The organism is Mesorhizobium sophorae, from assembly GCF_002270415.1.
Taxonomy (GTDB): Bacteria; Pseudomonadota; Alphaproteobacteria; order Rhizobiales; family Rhizobiaceae; genus Mesorhizobium; species Mesorhizobium sophorae.
Window position 1 is genome coordinate 478,560 of record NZ_NNRI01000001.1, and the last position, 19,274, is coordinate 497,833.

At 65.6% G+C, this 19,274-nt stretch carries 17 protein-coding genes; 13 read left to right on the forward strand and 4 right to left on the reverse strand.

Annotated elements, in window-relative coordinates; translation table 11 throughout:
* Positions 1–14: 14 nt before the first annotated feature.
* Positions 15–1,040: a ribosome small subunit-dependent GTPase A gene (gene rsgA / locus CGZ66_RS02040; protein WP_167391948.1), complete on the reverse strand. Its 1,026-nt coding sequence runs from the start codon at positions 1,038–1,040 to the stop codon at positions 15–17.
* Between the two features lie 460 nt (positions 1,041–1,500).
* Between rsgA and CGZ66_RS02045 the strand changes: the two genes are divergently transcribed.
* Positions 1,501–2,535 (forward strand): LacI family DNA-binding transcriptional regulator, encoded by a 1,035-nt coding sequence (locus tag CGZ66_RS02045; protein ID WP_095080950.1) that lies wholly within the window; start codon positions 1,501–1,503, stop codon positions 2,533–2,535.
* A 10-nt stretch (positions 2,536–2,545) separates the two neighbouring features.
* Here CGZ66_RS02045 and CGZ66_RS02050 read toward each other — a convergent pair whose 3' ends face one another.
* A complete protein-coding gene (locus CGZ66_RS02050; RefSeq protein WP_167391949.1) occupies positions 2,546–3,496 on the reverse strand; it encodes an alpha/beta hydrolase in 951 nt (316 codons plus the stop codon).
* Positions 3,487–4,638, reverse strand: a complete 1,152-nt coding sequence (locus CGZ66_RS02055) for a Gfo/Idh/MocA family protein (RefSeq protein ID WP_095080952.1) — start codon at positions 4,636–4,638, stop codon at positions 3,487–3,489. The genes CGZ66_RS02050 and CGZ66_RS02055 overlap by 10 nt, the downstream gene beginning before the upstream one ends.
* Positions 4,639–4,825: 187 nt before the next feature.
* Here CGZ66_RS02055 and CGZ66_RS02060 point away from each other — a divergent pair, with 187 nt between their 5' ends.
* Genes CGZ66_RS02060 through CGZ66_RS02105 form a run of 10 tightly spaced genes read left to right on the forward strand, consistent with a single transcriptional unit; the run spans position 4,826 to position 14,330 of the window.
* The gene (locus CGZ66_RS02060; protein WP_095080954.1) at positions 4,826–6,172 is read left to right on the forward strand and encodes an ABC transporter substrate-binding protein; all 1,347 of its coding nucleotides are present in this window, start codon (positions 4,826–4,828) and stop codon (positions 6,170–6,172) included.
* 4 nt (positions 6,173–6,176) lie between these two features.
* Positions 6,177–7,109, forward strand: a complete 933-nt coding sequence (locus CGZ66_RS02065; RefSeq protein WP_095080956.1) for a carbohydrate ABC transporter permease — start codon at positions 6,177–6,179, stop codon at positions 7,107–7,109.
* Positions 7,106–7,942 carry a carbohydrate ABC transporter permease gene (locus CGZ66_RS02070; RefSeq protein WP_095080958.1) on the forward strand — a complete coding sequence of 279 codons (837 nt, stop codon included), beginning with the start codon at positions 7,106–7,108 and terminating at the stop codon, positions 7,940–7,942. Before CGZ66_RS02065 ends, CGZ66_RS02070 begins: the two co-directional genes overlap by 4 nt.
* A gap of 5 nt (positions 7,943–7,947) precedes the next feature.
* On the forward strand, positions 7,948–8,769 hold the full coding sequence (locus tag CGZ66_RS02075) for a sugar phosphate isomerase/epimerase family protein (RefSeq protein WP_095081130.1): 822 nt from the start codon (positions 7,948–7,950) through the stop codon (positions 8,767–8,769).
* Between the two features lie 11 nt (positions 8,770–8,780).
* A complete protein-coding gene (locus CGZ66_RS02080) occupies positions 8,781–9,857 on the forward strand; it encodes a Gfo/Idh/MocA family protein (RefSeq protein ID WP_095080960.1) in 1,077 nt (358 codons plus the stop codon).
* Positions 9,857–10,675 carry a sugar phosphate isomerase/epimerase family protein gene (locus CGZ66_RS02085; RefSeq protein ID WP_095080961.1) on the forward strand — a complete coding sequence of 273 codons (819 nt, stop codon included), beginning with the start codon at positions 9,857–9,859 and terminating at the stop codon, positions 10,673–10,675. The genes CGZ66_RS02080 and CGZ66_RS02085 overlap by 1 nt, the downstream gene beginning before the upstream one ends.
* Complete coding sequence (locus tag CGZ66_RS02090) at positions 10,675–11,505, forward strand: alpha/beta fold hydrolase (protein ID WP_095080963.1); 831 nt, start codon at positions 10,675–10,677, stop codon at positions 11,503–11,505. The genes CGZ66_RS02085 and CGZ66_RS02090 overlap by 1 nt, the downstream gene beginning before the upstream one ends.
* Complete coding sequence (locus tag CGZ66_RS02095) at positions 11,502–12,224, forward strand: ribulose-phosphate 3-epimerase (RefSeq protein ID WP_095080964.1); 723 nt, start codon at positions 11,502–11,504, stop codon at positions 12,222–12,224. Before CGZ66_RS02090 ends, CGZ66_RS02095 begins: the two co-directional genes overlap by 4 nt.
* Positions 12,221–13,243, forward strand: a complete 1,023-nt coding sequence (locus CGZ66_RS02100) for an ROK family protein (protein WP_095080966.1) — start codon at positions 12,221–12,223, stop codon at positions 13,241–13,243. The genes CGZ66_RS02095 and CGZ66_RS02100 overlap by 4 nt, the downstream gene beginning before the upstream one ends.
* Positions 13,236–14,330: an ABC transporter ATP-binding protein gene (locus CGZ66_RS02105; protein ID WP_095080968.1), complete on the forward strand. Its 1,095-nt coding sequence runs from the start codon at positions 13,236–13,238 to the stop codon at positions 14,328–14,330. The genes CGZ66_RS02100 and CGZ66_RS02105 overlap by 8 nt, the downstream gene beginning before the upstream one ends.
* Positions 14,331–14,404: 74 nt before the next feature.
* Here CGZ66_RS02105 and CGZ66_RS02110 read toward each other — a convergent pair whose 3' ends face one another.
* Positions 14,405–15,733, reverse strand: coding sequence for a dicarboxylate/amino acid:cation symporter (locus tag CGZ66_RS02110; RefSeq protein WP_095080972.1), 1,329 nt, complete (start codon positions 15,731–15,733; stop codon positions 14,405–14,407).
* A gap of 369 nt (positions 15,734–16,102) precedes the next feature.
* Here CGZ66_RS02110 and CGZ66_RS02115 point away from each other — a divergent pair, with 369 nt between their 5' ends.
* Both CGZ66_RS02115 and CGZ66_RS02120 read left to right on the forward strand, forming a co-directional pair.
* Positions 16,103–17,875 carry a sensor histidine kinase gene (locus CGZ66_RS02115; protein WP_245330972.1) on the forward strand — a complete coding sequence of 591 codons (1,773 nt, stop codon included), beginning with the start codon at positions 16,103–16,105 and terminating at the stop codon, positions 17,873–17,875.
* On the forward strand, positions 17,872–19,263 hold the full coding sequence (locus CGZ66_RS02120) for a sigma-54-dependent transcriptional regulator (RefSeq protein ID WP_095080977.1): 1,392 nt from the start codon (positions 17,872–17,874) through the stop codon (positions 19,261–19,263). The genes CGZ66_RS02115 and CGZ66_RS02120 overlap by 4 nt, the downstream gene beginning before the upstream one ends.
* Positions 19,264–19,274 lie beyond the last annotated feature (11 nt).

A 19,274-nucleotide genomic window follows, 5' to 3' on the forward strand; every position in this document is an offset into this window, starting at 1 on the left:
CGTGCTTCGGTCGTTCAACGCCTTTTTCCGCGAGCGCCGGGGGATTTGGCTCCGCGAGGTCCGCTCTGAACCGGCGTGTTGCTCTGGTTTTCGTCGGACAGTTTCCGCCAGCGGGCAAGACGCTCCGGATCGAGCGTGCCTGCCTTCAAGGCGGCCTGCACCGCGCAGCCCGGTTCATGCACGTGGGTGCAGTCGCGGAACTTGCAGAGCGGCGCGAGCTCGGTGATTTCTGCAAACAGCGTGTCGATCCCATAGGCGACGTCGCTGACCTGCAGCGTCCGCATTCCCGGCGTATCGATCACCCAGCCGCCACCGGCAATGGCGTGCAGCGACCGCGACGTGGTGGTGTGGCGCCCCTTGGCGTCGTGTTCACGGATGTCTCCGGTCTGTTGCGGCAAGCGCTGGGCCGATCCGGCCAGCGTGTTGACCAGCGTCGATTTGCCGACGCCGGAGGAACCGACCAGCGCGACCGTCTCGCCGGCACCGCACCAGGCGACGAGCGCGGTCGCCGCATCCGATGTGCGCGGGTTCAGCGTCACCACCGCCAGGCCGCGCTGCAGCGCGGCAGCCTGCCGCTGATACGCCTCGGCATCGGCGGCGGTATCGGCCTTGGTCAACAGGATCACCGGCGTCGTTCCGGCTTCGTTGGCCAGCGCCAGATAGCGCTCGAGCCGGGCTGGATTGAAGTCGGCATTGCATGAGGTGACGATGAACAGCGTGTCGACATTGGCCGCTGCCAGCTGCGGCACCCTGCCGCCCTGGGTGCGGCGTTCCAGCACCGTCTTGCGGGTCAGGCGGCGCTGCACAAGCCACTCATGCGCGTCGACGAGCACCCAGTCGCCGACGGCGTAGTCACCGGTGTTCGCCTGCGCCGGCAGCGTCATCTCGATTGGCCCTGCCTGGGACAGGCCGGTCAGGCGGTCGCGATGGACCGTGGCAATCCGCGCAGGGACGAGATTGGCTTCGTCGGGCTCGAGCTGGTCGCCGAAAAAATCCGTCCAGCCCAGGCTGGCGAGAGATAGCGTGGAGGGATCCGTCACGGCTTTGCCCGGGGGTACGGCGTCGCAGACATCGGGCAGGATCCCTGGCAGGTGGGGCGTGAACGGGGCGGGGGCGATTGCCCAGCCGTGTATGGGCGGCATGGCGGCATTTGGCAAGCCGGACCCTCGCCGAGGGCCCGCGCGGCAAGCAAGGCATCGTCAAGGTCGAGGCGCCGACCCGCCACGACCTTGACGACGCTGCCGATGCGCACCGCGATCTGGACTCCCGAGCACGACGGGAGCCTTCGTTCCGCAGCCGAAGTTCTGATCGAGGAATGTCATTTTTCGTATCGTAAACAAATAAATTGACGCTCGTAATGTTTTCGCGCTGTACTGGAAACTGTGAAAATTGACTGAATAAGTTCGGCCAGGCATTGCCGCCCTCGGACAACGGCCGCATGACTGGTGACGGGCGGATCGTTCCGATCGGCGGGTGTGGGCAAGAGGGACCTGACGTTCGATGGCGGAGAAGACGCACCGCACGATGGATGATTTTGCCCGGGCATGTGGCGTGTCCCGGCCGACGCTGTCGAAATATTTTGACGATCCGGCGAGCGTGAAGCCGGCCACGCGGGCACGCATCGAAGCCGCGTTGCGTTCCTCGGACTATCAGCCGAACCTTTTCGCCCGCAATCTCAACCGCAAGCGCACCCGCAACATCGGCATCGTCGTACCGACGATCACCGATCCGTTCTATGCCGAGATGGTCAGCCGCATCGAATTTCGCTGCCGCGACGAGGGCTATTGGCCGATCGTCATTTCTTCGCATGGCTCGCAGAAGCTGGAGGCGGAATCGGTCAGGACGCTGCTGTCACTGAAGGTCGCCGGCGCGATCATCGCGCCGCTGGGCCTGGCCTCTGACCGTAACGTTTTCGACAAGCTCGGGCAGGACATTCCGATCGTCTATTTCGACACCTATATCGAGGGTGACACGCCCTTCGTCGGCAACGACAACCACCAGAGCACGTCGACCATGGTTGACTATCTCAACCGGTCCGGAGAACCGCCTGTCTATGTCGACATTCCGCATGTCAACCACAATTCCGGGGAGCGGCTGCAAAGCTACATCGCGACGATGAAAGTCGCCGGTTTGGAACCGGTCGTCATCGACGCGGCGCGCGACTATACCTGGGACTTCGAGCGCATCGGCCATGAATGGATGGAAAGGACACTCGATGTTGGCGGTCTGCCAGGCCGCACCATCCTGTGCGCCAATGATCGTCTGGCCTTCGGCGTGATGGCGGCCGCGTTCTCGCGCGGACTGAAGATCGGCCGCAGACCTGACTGCGATCTGCGCGTTGCCGCGCATGACGATCATCCGCTGAGCCGCTACACCTGTCCGGCACTGACCACCATGGCACAGGATTTCGCCGCCATGGCAGGCCGCAGCGTCGAGATCCTGCTGGCTCTGCTGGACGAGGCCGAACCGCCAAGGCAGGGCATGGCGCAAAGGGTCAAGCTCGGCGCGACGCTGGTGATGCGTCAGTCGGCCTGAGCGTCCAGCTTCAGCGATCCTTCTCGAACTGGCGCCAGGCCGCCACCGCTTCGGCCACCGCTTGCCGCGCGGCGGGGATATGGCGCCCCATCGAGACGAAGCCGTGGATCTTGCCCGGCCATTGCCGCAGGACCAGCGGCACGCCCGCGGCTTGCAGGCGTTCGGCATAGGCTTCGCCTTCGTCGGCAAGGATGTCGCAGCCGGCAAGTGCGACGAAAGCCGGCGCAACGCCGCCGAGATCGGGTGCCAGCAAGGGCGAGACGCGCCAGTCCACGATGTCGTCAGGCGTTCGCACATAGTGGTCGCGGAACCATGCCATGGTGGTTGCCGTCAGCCCGAAACCGTCGCCGAAACGCCGGTAGCTGTCGGCCGTCTGCCGCGCATCGGTGTTGGGATAGATCAGGATCTGTGCGGCGAGGGATGGCGCCAGCCCATCGCGAGAAAGCAGCGCCAGCACGGCGGCGAGATTGCCGCCGGCGCTGTCGCCGGCAACGCCGATGCGGGATGGGTCGATCCCGAGAGCGGCGGCGTTCTGCGTCATGAAGCGCAGTGTCGCCAGACAATCCTCCAGCCCGGCGGGAAACTTGTGGTCCGGTGCCAGGCGATACTCGGGACAGACAATGACGGCGCCTCCGAGATTGGCCAGCCAGCGGCAGATCTCGTCATGCGAATTGAGGTTGCCGACGACCCAGCCGCCGCCATGCAGGTAGAGCAGCGCCGGCGCCCCGCTTCGCGGTGCGCCGATGCCCCGATGGATGCGGACCGCGATGGGGCCGTTCGGCCCATCGATCCGCTGTTCCAAGGTCGCAGCGACCGGTTCGCGCTCGCCCTGCAGTGTCGGGAACGAGGCGTTGTAGGCGGCCCGCGCCGCCGCTACGTCCCCATTCTCGAACGGCTCTCCGCCGGCCGCGCGGCCGATTTCGAGGACGTGCAGCGCATCCGGATCGAGTGTTATCGCCATATCCTCAGGGCAAGCAGGTCGGTTGCTTCTTCCTCGGTCAGCAGCGCAGGTTGGGTGACTTCGCCCGCGACCATCACCGAGCCCTGGCCCTCGCCGGAACGCAGAATCGCCTCCATGATCTCAAGCACATGCAGCGCGAGGTTGCCGGAGGCGCGTGGCGTGTTGCCGGTTTGAAGCGAACGGGCCAGATCGGCGACGCCGAGCATGCGGTAATTGGCGCGGTCGGGCGCCGCATAGGGCCAGTTGCGGGCGCCGTAGAGATCGCCCTCGCTGGCAAAGTCCTTCCAGTCGGCGCCGCGCTCCGACAGCGACACCGTGCCGCCGAACGTGTCGGGATCGGGCAGGCGCAGCGAGCCTTCCGTGCCATGCAACTCGATCGGGTGGTTGGAGTGGCGAAAGACGTCCCACGAGGCGCCGAAGGTGACCGTCGCACCGGAGCGGAATTCAAGCAGCGATAGCACGTTGGTCGGCGTGCCGACCTTGAATGTGGTGTTCTTGAACGGTCCGGCGGCGGTGATCAGCCTTTCCTCCTGGCCGCGCGTCGCCATCGCCATGACGCGTTCGACCGGGCCAAGCAGGTTGACCAGCATGGTCAGATAATAGGGGCCCATGTCAAACACCGGGCCGCCGCCAGGCTGGTAGTAGAATTGCGGGTTGGGGTGCCAGTGCTCCATGCCGCGGCCCATCATGAAGGCGGTGCCGGTGACCGGACGGCCAATGGCGCCGGCGTCCATCAGCCGACGCGCGCGGCGTCCGGCAGCGCCGAGGAAGGTGTCGGGCGCCGAGCCAAGCAGCAGGCCGCGCGACTTCGCCTCGCTGACCAGTCGTTGTCCGTCGGCGGCTGAGGTGGCAAGCGGCTTTTCGGTGAAGACGTGCTTGCCGGCCGAAAGCGCCGACATGGTGACGTCGAAATGCACGGCGGGAATGGTGAGGTTGAGGACCAGGCCGATTTCGGGATCGGCAAGCAGGGCATCGACGCCCATCGCCCTGATGCCGTATTCGCGGGCCCGCAGGGCGGCCGCGTCCGCCGAGATGTCGGCGCAGGACTTCAACTCCACGCCTGCAAAAAGAGCTGCGTTGCGCATGTAGGTCATGGCGATGTTGCCGCAACCTATGACCCCTACACCAAGCTTTTCCATCATTCCTCCAGTCGGCGTCCGTCCGTCAGGATCGGCGATTCTTCGTTCACGTGGCCATCCTTCGCCCACGTCATAAGCATATTGATGCACCATTATGCAGTTTAAATCTTGACGCGCGACAATTTTTTATGAATCATGTGCGAAGTTGGACGGGCGGGAGTGGCTGCCGTCAACTCTGGGAGGACTACAAATGGACGAGTCAAGGAAGGGGCCGCGCAGCGGTTCCAAGTCGATTGGGCATGTCACCATCGCCGATCGCCGGCAATTTCTCATCGGTTCCGCCGGCCTTCTCGGCGCGGCGGCTTTCGGGGCAGGGACGTCGCTCGGCATTGGCCGGGCCCGTGCCCAGAGCCGGGCCGAGATCAGCTTCGCCAGCGCCGCCTTCTTCGGCAAGGAGACCTTTGGCGACCTGATCAAGGCCTTCAACGAATCGCAGGACCGCATCCTGGTCAAGAACATCGAACTGCCGCCCCCGAGCTCCTCGACCGAGGTCTACCAGGGCCTGGTGCAGCAGCTCGCCCGCCGCACCGGCACGCCCGACGTCTTCAGCCAGGACGTGATCTGGATCGCCGGCTTTGCCGCCGCCGGATGGGCGCTGCCGCTGGACGAGTATTTCCCGGCCGACAAGCGCAGCGCCTACTTCACCGGGACCCTAGATGCCTGTACCTATGGCGGCAAGCTCACCGCCCTTCCCTGGTTCATGGATTCGGGCATGTTCTATTACCGCAAGGACGTGCTGGAAAAGCATGGCGGCAAGGTGCCGGAAAGCTGGGCCGACATGGCGACCATTGCCGCCGCCGCGCAGAAGGCCGGCGACATCGATTACGGCTATCTCTGGCAAGGCAAGCAGGCCGAGGTGCTGGTCTGCGACGCGGTCGAGATCATCACCTCCAACAACGGCGCCATCCTGGCGCCCGACGGCAAGTCGTCGCTGATCAACCAGAAGGGCGCGGTGGAGGCGATCCAGTTCCTGCACGACACCCTCGCCACCAACAAGATCAGCCCGAAGGACGTGCTGTCCTGGGACGAGGAGCCGTCGCGCCAGCCCTTCACCTCGGGCAAGGCGATGTTCATGCGCAACTGGTCCTATGTCTATCCGATCGCCCAGGACGCCAAGGCTTCCCAGGTGGTCGACAAGGTCGGCGTCGCGCCGCTGCCGTCGTTCCCCGGCGGCAAGAGCTCGGCCTGCCTCGGCGGCTACCAGCTCGGCGTCAATGCCAACTCGAAGCAACGCGAAGCCGCGATCGAGCTCTTGACCTGGCTGTCGTCGACCGAGGTCCAGCACCGCATCGCGCTGAACTTCGGCCTCGCACCGACGCGGCCGGCGCTGTTCCAGGACGCACAGATCAAGAAGGAACAGCCGTTCATGGCCAGCCTCGAGAAAGTCTTCACCGGCGCCACGGCGCGGCCGATCACGCCTGAATACGCGAAAGTGACGCTTGCCTTGCAGTCCGGCATCTCCAAGGCGCTGGTCTCCGGCAATGTCCAGGCCGAGATGGACGCGACGGCGGCGCAAATCGACAAGATCGTAGGCTGAACCAATGTCCGCGGCGGCCACCATTCCCAGTGTCGGCCGGCCGCGGCGTCTCGGCAAGGCGCTCCCGGGCGCCTTGTGGGCCTTGCTCCTGCTGACGCCGGCCTTCGTGTCGCTGGCGTCGGTTTCCTTCTACCCGATCGTCAACGGGCTCTACCTCTCGCTCACCAACACCTCGCTGATCACGCAGGAACAGGATTTCACCGGCTTCTCCAACTATGTCGAGCTGTGGGGCGACCCGCAGTTCTGGAATGCGTGGTGGCACACGATCTGGTTCACCACCGCTTCGACCGTGCTGGAGACGGTGATCGGGCTCGGTATGGCGCTCATCCTGTGCGAAGCCTTCAAGGGGCGGGGGCTCGTCCGCGCGGCCATGCTGGTGCCGTGGGCGATGCCCACCGTCGTCACCTCCAAGATGTTCGGCTGGCTGTTCGATGGCCAGCACGGCATCATCAACTACCTCCTCCTGCATGCCGGGCTGATCGACCAGAACATCAACTGGTACGGCTCCACTGACACGGCGATGATCACCATCATCATCGCCGATGTCTGGAAGACGACGCCGTTCATGGCGCTGCTGCTTCTGACCGGGTTGCAGACCGTGCCCAATTCGCTGATCGAGGCGGCGCGCATGGATGGCGCCAAGGGCTGGATCACATTCTGGTACATCCGCCTGCCGCTGTTGATGCCGACCCTGCTGATCGCCGGCCTGTTCCGCGCGCTCGACGCCTTCCGCGTCTTCGACCTCGTCTATGTGCTGACCGGTGGCGGCCCGGCCGATTCGACCGAAACGCTGTCGACGCTGTCCTACAAGGTGCTCTTTTCGACGCTGCAGTTCGGCTACGGCTCGGCCGTCTCGACGGCGATGTTCGTCACCGAGGGCGTCATCGCGCTGGTGTTCTGCCTGTACCTCGTCCGCCAGATCAGGAGAGCGCAGTGAACGACACGCGCTCGCCGCTGCAGACCTTCGCCATCTATCTCGGCGCCTTGCTGATCCTCGTCTGGTCGGGCGGTCCGTTCATCTGGCAGTTCTCGACCTCGTTCCAGCTCGACAAGGCGCTGACCTCGGGCTCGCCGTCGCTGATCCCGCATCCCTTCACGCTGGAGCACTACTACAACGCCTTCGTCGAGAAGCAGCTTCACCGCTATGTCTGGAACTCGCTGGTGGTCTCGCTGGCGACGACGTTCCTGTGCCTGTTCGTCGGCTCGCTGGCCGCCTTCGCGCTGTCGCGGCTCAACATCAAGGGCCGCTTCGGCATTTTGATGGTCATCCTTTCGGTATCGATGTTCCCGCAGATCGCGCTGGTCGGCCCGCTCTATCTGGTCGCCACCAATCTCGGCCTGCTCGACACCTACACGGCGCTGATCATCACCTACCTGGCGCTCGGCCTGCCGCTGGTGACCTGGGTGTTGTTCGGCTATTTCGAGACGCTGCCGCGCGAGATCGACGAGGCGGCGCGCATGGACGGCGTCAGCGCGCCCGGCCTGCTCTGGCGCATCATCCTGCCGATGTCGCTGCCGAGCCTGGTGACCACCGGCCTGCTCGCCTTCATCACCGCGTGGAACGAATTCCTGTTCGCGCTCGCCTTCACCTCGAACATCGACCGGCAGACGATACCGGTCGGCATCGCCAACTTCACCAACCTCTATTACGTCCCCTGGGGTGACATCGCCGCGGCTTCCGCCGTGGTGACCGTGCCCTTGATCCTCCTGGTGCTGTTCTTCCAGCGCCACATCATCGAAGGACTGACCCAGGGCGGCGTCAAGGAATGAACGACATGACGAAGACGAAGCTCAAGGTCGGCTGCCAGACCTTCACCTGGGAAATGCTGGGCAAGGGCTGGACCGGCGGCCCCGACGATCTGTTGAAGGCGATAGGCGATGGCGGCTATGCCGGCATCGAGATCACCGACACCATGATCGGCCGCTATGCCGACAGGCCGGCTGAATTCGCTGCCGCGCTGGATGCCCGAGGCCTCTCTCTCGTCTCCTTTGCTTTTGGCTCGAAGAGCGGGTTCACATTGAAAGAGGCGCTGGAAAGCGACCTCGAAGCCGCCCGGCGGTGGACAGGCTTTGCCGCGAACTTTCCCGGCGCATTGGTGTCGATCGGTTCGGCGACGGTCGTCTCCGACGGTCCGCGCGAAGATAAGTTCGCCATATCGGCCGAATTCTACAATCGCGCCGCCGAGATCGGCCGCAAGGCCGGTGTGGATGTCGCAGTGCATCCGAGTTCGCACCACAACACGCTGCTCTTCGACCGCGCCGACTACGACACGATCTTTGCCTTGCTCGACCCCGGTCTGGTCGGCTGGGTGCCGGATACCGGCCATATCCTGCGCGGCCATAAGGACATGCTGGATACGCTGCGCACCCACCGCGACCGCATCCGTTACATCCACCTCAAGGACGTCGACGCCAAGGGCACCTGGGCCATGCTCGGTCAAGGCGTCTGCGACACCCCGGCGGTCATCGAGATCGCCGGCACCGCGCCGCGTTTCACCGGCTGGCTGGTGCTCGAAGAGGAATCCGACACCGCCGCCGCCGACCCCGCCGGCGCGGTCAAGACCAACCGCCAAACAATGCGCAGCTACGGCGCCTGAAGAACGAGACGATGATCAAGAAACAGGACAGACGCCTCAGGGTCGGCGTGCTCGGTTGCGGCCCCATCGCGCAGTTTGCGCATCTGCAATCCTGCGCCAAGGCCGGCAATGCCGATCTCTATGCGATCTGCGACGCCGCGCCCGACCTGCTCGCCCGCATGGGTGCCACCTACGAACCGCGGAAAATGTATGCCGATTATGACGCGATGCTCGCCGATCCCGAACTGGAGGCGGTGATCGTCGCCACCTCCGACGCCTATCACGTACCGATGTCGATCAAGGCGCTCGACGCCGGCAAGCATGTGCTGTGCGAAAAGCCGATAGGCACGTCAGTGGAGGAGGGCGAGGCGCTGGCCGAGGCGGTCAGACGTTCCGGCAAGGTCCTGCAGGTCGGCCACATGAAGCGCTTCGATCCCGCGCTGGAAGCGGCGCGCGATTTCGTCCGGGACGAGATCGGCGAGGTGCTGGCGCTGAAGGCCTGGTACTGCGATTCCACCCATCGCTACACCAACACCGATGCCATCCAGCCGCTGCCCGTCACCAGCAAACTGGCGAGGAAACCGAGCGGCAATCCGAAGGCTGATCTCAGGCAGTATTTCATGCTGGCGCACGGCTCGCATCTCGTCGACACGGCGCGCTTCCTGTGCGGCGATATCGTCGCCGTGCGCGCCCGCCTCAACGAGCGTTTTGGCGCCTATTGCTGGTTCGTCGAGACCGAATTCGCCAGCGGCGCGCTCGGCCATCTCGATCTCACCGTCGCCGTGCGGATGGACTGGCACGAAGGTTTCCAGCTCTATGGCGAGAACGGCTCTGTCGTCGCCAAGACCTTCAACCCCTGGTATTTCCGCGCCAGCGAGGTCGAGATCTTTCACGAGAAGTCGGCCACGGCCCACAAGCCGCTCGGTGCTGACGGCCATTTCTTCCGCCGCCAGCTGGAAGCTCTTGCCGAAACGGTGCTGGAAGGCGCGCCGATGCGCGGCGCCAATGTCGAGGACGGCGTCGCGTCGATCCGCGCCATGGTCGCCATCGCGCGCTCGGTGGTATCAGGCGAGCGGGTGGAGCTCGCCTCGGTTTCGGGGGCGGTGTGATGCGTCTCGGCATTTTCGCCAAGACCTTTCCAGGCGCCGAGCCAGCCGCCGTGCTGGCGGCCGTGCGGCATGCTGGCTATGAGACCACGCAGTTCAACCTCACCTGCGCCAGCCTGCCGTCAATGCCGGATGCCGTGCCGTCGGAAACCGTCGCGGCGATCCGCGCCGCCACGCAGTCGAGCGGTGTTTCGCTCGCAGCCCTTTCGGGCACCTACAACATGGCGCATCCCGACAAGGCCGTCCGCGACGATGGCCTCAGGCGCCTTGCCGTCGTCATCGAGGCTGCTTCTGCCCTGGGCATTCCCCTGGTCACGCTCTGCACCGGCTCGCGCAACGCCGCCGACCAATGGGCGTACCATCCCGACAATGCCGATCCGGCGGCCTGGTCCGACATGGCCACCGAGATGGCGAAGGCGCTGGCGCTGGCAGAAGCCGCCGGCGTCGATCTCGGCATCGAGCCCGAGCAGGCCAACATCGTCACCTCGGCGAAGGATGCCACCACGCTGATCGCCGAGATGGGATCGAAGCGCCTGAAGATCGTGCTTGATCCGGCAAACCTGTTCGAACATGCGACGCCCGGCGAGGCGCGCACCATTGTCGCCGCCGCGATCGGCGAGGCGGCCGGCCACATCGCCATGGCGCACGCCAAGGACCGTTTTGGTGACGGCCGCTTTGCCACTGCTGGCCAAGGCATCGTCGACTTCCCGGATTTCATCGCGCGGCTGAAGGCGGTGGGCTTCGACGGGGCGCTCGTCACCCATGGGCTATCCGCCAGCGAAGCCCCCGGCGTCGCCGCCTTCCTACGGAGGCTCCTCTGATGGACACCGCGCCGACGGTCATGCTTCGCGACGATGCGGCGCTTTGTGTCTTCGATACCGGGCAGGGGTTTCCGGTCATCTTCCAGCATGGTCTCGGCGGTGATGCGGCGCAGGTGGCGCAGAATTTTCCCGACAGCCTGTCATACCGCCGGCTGACCGTCGAATGCCGCGCACACGGCGGCTCTGGCGCCGGCTCGACGCGGCCCTTTTCGATCGCCATGTTTGCCGACGACGTGCTGGCCGCCGCCGACGCGGCCGGGCTCGACCGTTTCGTCGCCGGCGGCGTCTCGATGGGCGCGGCGATCGCGCTCAGGCTTGCAAGCCATCACGCGGACCGTGTCCTGGGTTTGGTGCTGGTGCGCCCGGCCTGGCGCTTCGATGCGGCGCCGCAGAACATGCAGCCCTTTTCGGAGGTGGCGAAGCTCATCCGCGATCGCCCGCTGGAGGACGCGCGCAACGCCTTTGCAACCTCGGTCACCGCCGCCCGCTTTCGTGGGGAAGCGCCTGACAATCTTGCTTCCCTGCTTGGTTTCTTCGAGCGCGAAAATGCGGCTGTCTTCGCCGAGGTGATGCGGGCGATCGCAAACGATGGGCCCGGCGTCACGCCGGCCGCTGCCCGCAACCTCGCTATCCCCACGCTGGTCATCGGCAGCGGCGTCGATCTCGTCCATCCGCTGGCAACCGCCCAAGAGCTTGCCGAAACCATCCCCGACGCAGTCTTCACTGAGGTGACGCCGAAGGCCACCGACAAGGATCGCCATTTCGCCGAGGTCCGTGCTGCTATCGCGGGCTTCCTCGGTGATCGTTTCAACAACCAGGACCAGTCATGATCTCGAAACCTCTCTCAGGCCAGGCCGCCATCGCCGCATTGCCGCGCGATCGCATGATCGCTGAATTCTCGCTTTGGTCCGCCGACCTCGTCAATTTCGAGCGCGATCTGAAGCGCATCGAGCCCTATGTCGACCTTCACCACATCGACGTGGCGGACGGTCATTTCGCCCCGTCCTTCCTGTTCTTTCCCGATCTCGTCGCCCGCATCGCTGGGCTGACGGCCAAACCCATCCATGTCCATCTGATGGTCGATGCGGCTGTAGTCGAGTCGCAGACGCGCCAATTCATCGAGGCCGGCGCCGACATGATCAGCGTCCATGCCGAGAACGGCGAGGCGGGACTGCGCGCCGTCCGGCTGGCGCGGGAACTCGGCGCCGAAGCCGGCGTCGTGCTCAGGCTGGAGACGCCGGTCGAGACGGTGACGCCTTTCGTCTCCGAGGTCGCCTTCGTCACGCTTCTCGGAACGGCAATTGGCGTCAAGGGGCAGAGCCTGTCGGACGAGGCCTGCGGCAGGCTGGCCGCTGCCCGCGCCATCCTGAGAGAGACCGGCCGCGAGGCGGCCGTGGTTCTTGCCGCCGATGGCGGTATCCGCCACGAGACCGTGCCCTTGCTGCGTGCCGCCGGCGCCGAAACCGTGGTTCTCGGCTCGCTGGCCTTTGGCGACAAGGATCTGGCCGGCCGCATCGGCTGGCTGCATGGCCTGAAGGTTGCGGCATGAGCAACGAAGCCGCCCTTGCGATCGATCTTGGTGGCACCGAGCTTCGTGCCGCCCTGGTCGACCGTGACGGCAAGATCCTGGCATTCGCGGCGGTGCCGACGCAGGCGCAGGCTGGCCCCGACGTGGTGATCGGCCAGATCGAGGCGCTGGCCGCGACCATCTACGCCGAGGCCCCGGCGCTCGCCATCGTCGGCGTCGGCGTCGGCGCGCCGGGACCGCTCGATCCGCTGGCCGGCATCGCCGTCGGACCGCCGACACTCGCCGGCTGGCTGGACGTGCCGCTTGCCGATATCCTCGAACGGCGGCTCGGCCTGCCGGTGCGGCTGGAGAACGACGCCAATGCCGCGGCACTCGGCGAATGGCGCTTCGGCGCCGGTCACGGCGCCCGCTCGCTGGTCTTCGTCACGGTTTCCACCGGCATCGGCGGCGGCGTCGTCGTCGACGGGCGCATCCTGCATGGCCGCCGAGGCCTCGCCGCCGAGATCGGCCACATGACCATCACCAATGAGGGCGAGCGCTGCATGTGCGGCGTCGTCGGCTGCTTCGAGGCCATTGCCTCGGGCACCGCGCTCGGTCGCCGTGCCAACGCCGCGACAGCACCCTTTGATGGCTCGGCGCTGCGGCGCCTCTCGGGCAACGGTGAGGTGACCGGCCGTCACGTGGTCGAGGCGGCACGACTGCTGGACGAGCTTGCCTTGGCCCTGCTCGAGGAGGAAGCCCGCTGGCTTGGCATCGGCTTCACCAATCTTTTGCATCTCTATTCGCCCGATGTGCTGGTCGTCGGCGGCGGCATTGCCAATGGCCTCGACCTCATGGCGCCTGCCATCGAGGCGACCATCAGGCAGCGGGCCATGCGTGCCTATCGCGACGTGCCGGTCGTTCAGGCCCAGCTTGGCCGCCACGCCGGGCTGGTTGGTGCTGCCAGCCTTGTCCTGTTCGATGACAGAGGTACGCTGGCGGCACGCATGCCTGTCGGTCCAAGCACATATCCGGATGCGAGGAGGGACTTCAATGGCTGAGCTCAAGCTGCGCGGCGTGCGCAAATCCTATGGCAATGCCGAGGTGATCAAGGGCGTCGACCTCGATGTCGGCGACCGCGAGTTCGTCGTCTTCGTCGGCCCGTCGGGCTGCGGGAAGTCGACGCTGCTGCGCATGATCGCCGGTCTCGAGAAGATCACCTCCGGCGAGCTGATGCTTGATGGCGCGCGCATCAATGAGGTCGATCCCTCCGAGCGCGGCCTCGCCATGGTGTTTCAGTCCTATGCGCTTTATCCGCATATGACGGTCGCCGAAAATATGGGTTTTGCGCTGAAGATCGCCGGGCTGCCGGTCGTCGAGCGTGACGCCAAGGTCAAGGCGGCGGCCGAGGTGCTGCAATTGTCGCATCTGCTCGAGCGGCGGCCGAAGGAGTTGTCCGGCGGCCAGCGCCAACGCGTCGCCATCGGCCGCGCGATCGTGCGCCAGCCGAAGGTCTTCCTGTTCGACGAACCGCTGTCGAACCTCGATGCAGCACTGCGCGTCAACATGCGGCTGGAGCTGATGCAACTGCACGAGCGGCTCGCCGCCACCATCGTCTATGTCACGCACGACCAGACCGAGGCGATGACCATGGCCGACAAGATCGGCGTCCTCAATGGCGGCACGATCGAACAGGTTGGCACGCCGCTCGACCTCTATGCCAGGCCAGCCAATGTCTTCGTCGCCGGCTTCATCGGCTCGCCGAAGATGAACATGCTGCCGGTCAGGGTTCTGTCCGCCAACGCGGATGGCGTTGCCGTTGCCCTGCCGGGCGGATCCAGCCTGGTCGTTCCGGTCGAGGCGGGCGCACTTGCACAAGACAGCGAGCTGCTGCTCGGCATCCGGCCGGAACATATCCGCATCGCGGATGCGGGCCAGTTCAAGGGCGAGGCGGTGCTGGCCGAACGGCTCGGCGGCCTGACCATCCTGCATGCCGAGATCGGCGAGAAGACGAGGCTCGTCGTTCAGACCGAGGGCATCGACACGACACCGCTGCACAGCCCCATCGCCATGCAGGCCGACCCCTCCCGCTGCCATCTCTTCGCCGCCGACGGCAAGGCGCTGGCACCGCTGCGCAAAACCGCCTGACATCGTTGTCACCTGTACGGCAGCGGCCGGAAGCCATGGGCTTCCGGCCGCTGATTGGTGTTGAAGCGCTCGGATTATTCTGCGGGAACGAGATCAGCCGGCAGGCTGTCGTCGGCCGTGCCCGCCAATGCCCTGGCGAGCTTGGCTTCGTCGAGTTCGCCTTCCCAGCGGGCCACGACCAGCGTGGCGACGGCATTGCCGACGAAGTTGGTCAGCGCCCGGCACTCCGACATGAAGCGGTCGACGCCAAGGATCAGCGCCATGCCGGCGACCGGTACCGCCGGAACGACCGACAGCGTGGCGGCCAGGGTGATGAATCCGGCTCCGGTGATGCCGGCGGCGCCCTTGGAGGAAAGCATCGCAACCAGCAGCAGCAGGATCTGGTCGCCGATCGACAAATGGATGTTGGTTGCCTGCGCGATGAACAGCGCCGCCAGCGTCATGTAGATGTTGGTGCCGTCGAGGTTGAAGGAATAGCCGGTCGGGATGACCAGGCCGACCACCGAGCGCTTGGCGCCGGCCTTCTCCATCTTTTCCATCAGCGACGGCAGGGCGGCTTCCGATGAGGACGTTCCCAGCACCAGCAGCAGCTCTTCCTTGATGTAGCGGATCAAGGACAGGATCGAGAACCCGTTATAGCGGCAGACAGCACCCAGCACGACGAACACGAACAGCAGCGACGTCACGTAGAAGGTGCCGACCAGCATGGCGAGGTTGATGACCGCGCCGATGCCGTATTTGCCGATGGTGAACGCCATGGCGCCGAAGGCACCGATCGGTGCGGCCTTCATCAGCACGCTGACCAGCTTGAAGATCGGCGTCGTTAGCGCCTGCAGGAAGTTGAGGACGGGCGTGCCCTTGTCGCCGACCAGCGCCAGCGAAATGCCGAACAGCACCGAGAAGAACAGCACCTGCAGGATGTCGCCGTCGGCGAAGGCGCCGACGATCGTCGTCGGGATGATGTTCATCAGGAAGCCGGTGACCGACTGGTCATGCGCCTTGGCGGCATAGGTGTTGACGGTCGAGGCGTCGAGGGTCGCCGGGTCGATGTTGAAGCCGGCGCCCGGCTGGACGACATTGGCCACGACAAGGCCGATGATCAGCGCCAGCGTCGAGAAGGTGAGGAAGTAGAGCATCGCCTTGCCAGCCACACGTCCGACCTTCTGCAGGTCGCTCATGCCGGCGATGCCGGTCGCTACGGTCAGGAAGATGACCGGGGCGATGATCATCTTGACCAGCTTGATGAAGGCGTCGCCGAGCGGCTTCATGCTCTCGCCGATCGACGGATAGAAGTGACCGAGCAGGATGCCGACGGTGATCGCGACGAGCACCTGCACGTAGAGTTGGGCATAGAAAGGCTTGCGCTGCGCGGAAGGTGCGCCTGATTGGTCTGCGATGTGCATCGAACTCTCCCTTGCCGGATAGGCGGAAATGCACCGCCCTGCGTGACTTCTCCCATCGCGGCGCTCCGGTCGCGCGCCGCTGCAAGGACTTTTGCAAGCGCTGTGCCAGATCGGTGAAAGACCGGAATCCCTGGATTTCGGCGGTTGTCAGCCGCTTTGCCGCGAATGCTTGTGCGGATTTCCGCACAGGTAGCGTTTGCCTGGGCGGAATTTCGCATTACACTGGGCCGCAAGGCTGCGGGGAAAAACGGGCTGCGAGGAAAAGGGAGAGGGCAGACGTCGCAAGCAAGCATCGATAGGGGATACGCGGCCGGCCGTGAATTGCTGCGCGAAGGGGTGGCCCGGCTGCGCGATGGCCGCTGGCGTGTCATGGTCGTCGCTCTTGCGGTTCTGGCAGGCGCGATCGCCATCGCCGGGCGCATCGCCACCGGCCAGGCGGCCGACAATTTGCGCGACGGAGCGCTTGCCGCCCTGCCGCTGGCGGCGGGAACCCTGACCGGCGAAATCGAAAAGCAGCGCCTGGTTCCATTGGTGCTGTCACGCGACGATGCCTTGCGCGGGGCGCTGCGCCGGGCCGGAAAGATGCAAGAAGCGGCCCTCAACGACAAGCTCAGGGCGATTGCCGGCGATGCATCGGCGTCCGCCATCTATGTCATCGACACAGCAGGCATCGCAATCGCCGCCAGCAATGCAGGCGAGCCGACGAGCTTTGTCGGCATCGACTATAATTTTCGGCATTATTTCCAGGAGGCGATGGCCAAGGGTGCCGCCAGCCAATATGGCCTCGGCACGATCAGCGGCCGGCCGGGCCTCTATCTTGCCAGCCGCGTCGACGATGGCGGCAAGCCGCTTGGTGTTGCGGTGCTGAAGGTCGAGCTCGACCGCGTCGAAGCCAATTGGCGCTCCAGCGGCTTTCTTGTTTTCGTCACCGACGAACGCGGCGTGGTGCTGGCCACCAGCCAGCCCGAGTGGCGGTTTCATGCCCTCGCGCCACTCTCGGCGCAGGATGCCGCCGCTGCCCGCGAGCAACTTCAGCTGGCCGATGCCGGCTTCGAACCGCTGCCGTTGCGACGCGGTGCCGGTGACGGCCTGGCGACAATCGACAACGCTGGAGAATCGCGCCAGTTCGTCGAAGTGGTGCAGGACCTGCCCGGTGCGGTGCCCGGCTGGCGTCTGTGGCTGCTGACGCCCGCCGACGCGGCTTTGTCGTCCGCCGCCAACACGGCGCGCCTGACCACGTTGCTTGGGTTGCTGCTCATGGGCCTGCTCGCCTTCGTGCTCACCCGGCGCCGGCGCGCCCGCCGGCTGCGGCAGGAGGCGCTGGCGCGCATGAATGCCGAACTGGAGAGCCGGGTGAGCACCCGGACGGCCGAGCTGACCCGATCCAACACGGCGCTTGCCGGAGAAATCGCCGAGCGTGAGAACGCCGAAGCCAAGGTCCGCCGGTTGCGTGACGATCTCGCCCAGGCCAACCGGCTTTCCATCCTCGGCCAGATCGCCGCCGGTGTGGCGCACGAGATCAACCAGCCGGTCGCCGCCATCCGCACCTATGCCGAGAACGCCGGCCGCTTTCTCGACACGGGCAAGACCGAGCCGGTCAGCGGCAATCTGACATCGATCGTTTCGATGACCGAGCGCATCGGCGCGATCACCAGCACCTTGCGCACCTTTGCCCGGCGGCCAGGCGTCGCCGCCTCGCCATTGCCAGTGCGCGAGGCGATCGACGGCGCACTGTCGCTTCTGTCCGGCCGCATCCGTGATTCCGGCGTGACCATCGTCAAGCCGCGCGGCAGCGCGTCGCCGGTGGTCATGGCCAGCCGCATCCGGCTCGAGCAGATCCTCGTCAACCTGTTGCAAAATGCGCTGGACGCGATGAAGGACCAGCCCGATCCCCGCATCGAGATCGACATCGCCGAGCGCGACGACAGGGTGCTGATCTCGGTGCGCGACAACGGCCCTGGCCTCGGTCCGGAGGCAGCCGGCAATCTGTTCATGCCGTTCCAGACCACCAAGGAGAAGGGGCTTGGCCTCGGATTGGTGATCTCGCAGGAGATCGCCCAGGAATTGGGCGGCACGCTGCGGCTCGATCCCGGCAGCGCGGGCGGCGCATCCTTCACCATCGACTTGAGGCGAATTGAATGACAGACGCATCAGGGCTGGTGGCGCTCGTCGAGGACGATGCGGACCTGCTTCACGCCACCACGCAATTGTTTGAGCTTGCCGGCTTCGAGGTGGTCGCGCTCGACGCGGCCGAGGCGGCGCTTGCCGTCGTCGACAGGAATTTCGAGGGCGTGGTCGTCAGCGACATCCGCATGCCGGGCATGAACGGGCTGCAGCTTTTCGATCGCGTCAAGGCGATCGACCCGGACATACCGGTGATCCTGGTCACCGGGCATGGCGACGTCGATCTTGCCGTGGCAGCGCTCAAGGATGGTGTCTACGATTTCATCCCGAAACCCTATGCGGGTGACCGCCTCGTCGAGGCACTCAGACGGGCATCGGAGAAGCGGCGGCTGGTGATGGAGAACCGGCGGCTGCGCGAAGCCGCGGCGCAGGCTGCCGACGGTCTGCCGCTGATCGGCGAAGCGCCCGCCATCCGGCGGCTGCGTGAGACCTTGCGGCAGATCGCCGACATGGATGTCGACGTGCTGGTGGAAGGGGAGACCGGAACCGGCAAGGAGGTGGTGGCCGACCTCCTGCACAGATGGGGCCGGCGGCGCGCGAAACCCTTCGTGGCGCTGAATTGCGGTGCTCTGCCGGAGACCGTCATAGAAAGCGAGCTGTTCGGCCACGAGGCGGGCGCGTTCACCGGCGCGCAGCGGCGACGGATCGGCCGCATCGAGCATTCCAGTGGCGGCACGTTGTTCCTTGACGAGATCGAATCCATGCCGCCGGCCCTCCAGGTCAAGCTGCTGCGTGTGCTCGAAACGCGTAGTGTTACCCCGCTTGGCTCGAACGAAACCCGGCGCGTCGACCTCCGGGTCGTCGCGGCGACCAAGGTGGATCTCGGACGGCAGGGCCAGCGCGGCGACTTTCGCGAGGATCTCTATTTCCGCCTCAACGTGGTGACGCTGCGCATTCCGCCGCTGCGCGAGCGTCGCGGCGACATCCCGATGCTGTTCGGCCATTTCCTAGGCAAGGCCGCGGAACGGTTCGGCCGGCCTGTCGCCGGGGTTAACGCGGCGGTCAGCGATCATCTCCAGTCGCATGCGTGGCCGGGCAATGTGCGCGAGCTTGCGCATTTTGCCGATCGCGTCGCGCTCGGCCTCGGTCCGGACGACGACACGAAAGCAATTCCAGTGCACTTGCCGGAGCCCGCGGCGACACTGCCCGAACGGGTCGGCCACTACGAGGCGCAACTCATCCGCGACGCGCTGCGCGATCACGGTGGCGATGTGCGCAGCGCCATCGACGCACTCGGCGTGCCGCGCAAGACCTTCTACGACAAGCTCAAGCGCTACGGCATTGCAGCGTCCGAGTTCCGCAATGGCGGCGATGCGGATGCGCACCCTGTTCGGGGTCAGATATAAACATTGCGCAA

What these genes read in the sequence shown, in the direction of transcription:
- CGZ66_RS02045 (WP_095080950.1), top strand. Translation starts at nt 1,501, where the DNA reads ATGGCGGAGAAGACGCACCGCACGATGGATGATTTTGCCCGGGCATGT.
- CGZ66_RS02090 (WP_095080963.1), top strand. Translation starts at nt 10,675, where the DNA reads ATGGACACCGCGCCGACGGTCATGCTTCGCGACGATGCGGCGCTTTGT.
- CGZ66_RS02120 (WP_095080977.1), top strand. Translation starts at nt 17,872, where the DNA reads ATGACAGACGCATCAGGGCTGGTGGCGCTCGTCGAGGACGATGCGGAC.
- CGZ66_RS02085 (WP_095080961.1), top strand. Translation starts at nt 9,857, where the DNA reads ATGCGTCTCGGCATTTTCGCCAAGACCTTTCCAGGCGCCGAGCCAGCC.
- CGZ66_RS02105 (WP_095080968.1), top strand. Translation starts at nt 13,236, where the DNA reads ATGGCTGAGCTCAAGCTGCGCGGCGTGCGCAAATCCTATGGCAATGCC.
- CGZ66_RS02095 (WP_095080964.1), top strand. Translation starts at nt 11,502, where the DNA reads ATGATCTCGAAACCTCTCTCAGGCCAGGCCGCCATCGCCGCATTGCCG.
- CGZ66_RS02075 (WP_095081130.1), top strand. Translation starts at nt 7,948, where the DNA reads ATGACGAAGACGAAGCTCAAGGTCGGCTGCCAGACCTTCACCTGGGAA.
- CGZ66_RS02060 (WP_095080954.1), top strand. Translation starts at nt 4,826, where the DNA reads ATGGACGAGTCAAGGAAGGGGCCGCGCAGCGGTTCCAAGTCGATTGGG.
- CGZ66_RS02100 (WP_095080966.1), top strand. Translation starts at nt 12,221, where the DNA reads ATGAGCAACGAAGCCGCCCTTGCGATCGATCTTGGTGGCACCGAGCTT.
- CGZ66_RS02050 (WP_167391949.1), bottom strand. Translation starts at nt 3,496, where the DNA reads ATGGCGATAACACTCGATCCGGATGCGCTGCACGTCCTCGAAATCGGC.
- CGZ66_RS02080 (WP_095080960.1), top strand. Translation starts at nt 8,781, where the DNA reads ATGATCAAGAAACAGGACAGACGCCTCAGGGTCGGCGTGCTCGGTTGC.
- CGZ66_RS02115 (WP_245330972.1), top strand. Translation starts at nt 16,103, where the DNA reads ATGGTCGTCGCTCTTGCGGTTCTGGCAGGCGCGATCGCCATCGCCGGG.
- CGZ66_RS02110 (WP_095080972.1), bottom strand. Translation starts at nt 15,733, where the DNA reads ATGCACATCGCAGACCAATCAGGCGCACCTTCCGCGCAGCGCAAGCCT.
- CGZ66_RS02065 (WP_095080956.1), top strand. Translation starts at nt 6,177, where the DNA reads ATGTCCGCGGCGGCCACCATTCCCAGTGTCGGCCGGCCGCGGCGTCTC.
- CGZ66_RS02055 (WP_095080952.1), bottom strand. Translation starts at nt 4,638, where the DNA reads ATGATGGAAAAGCTTGGTGTAGGGGTCATAGGTTGCGGCAACATCGCC.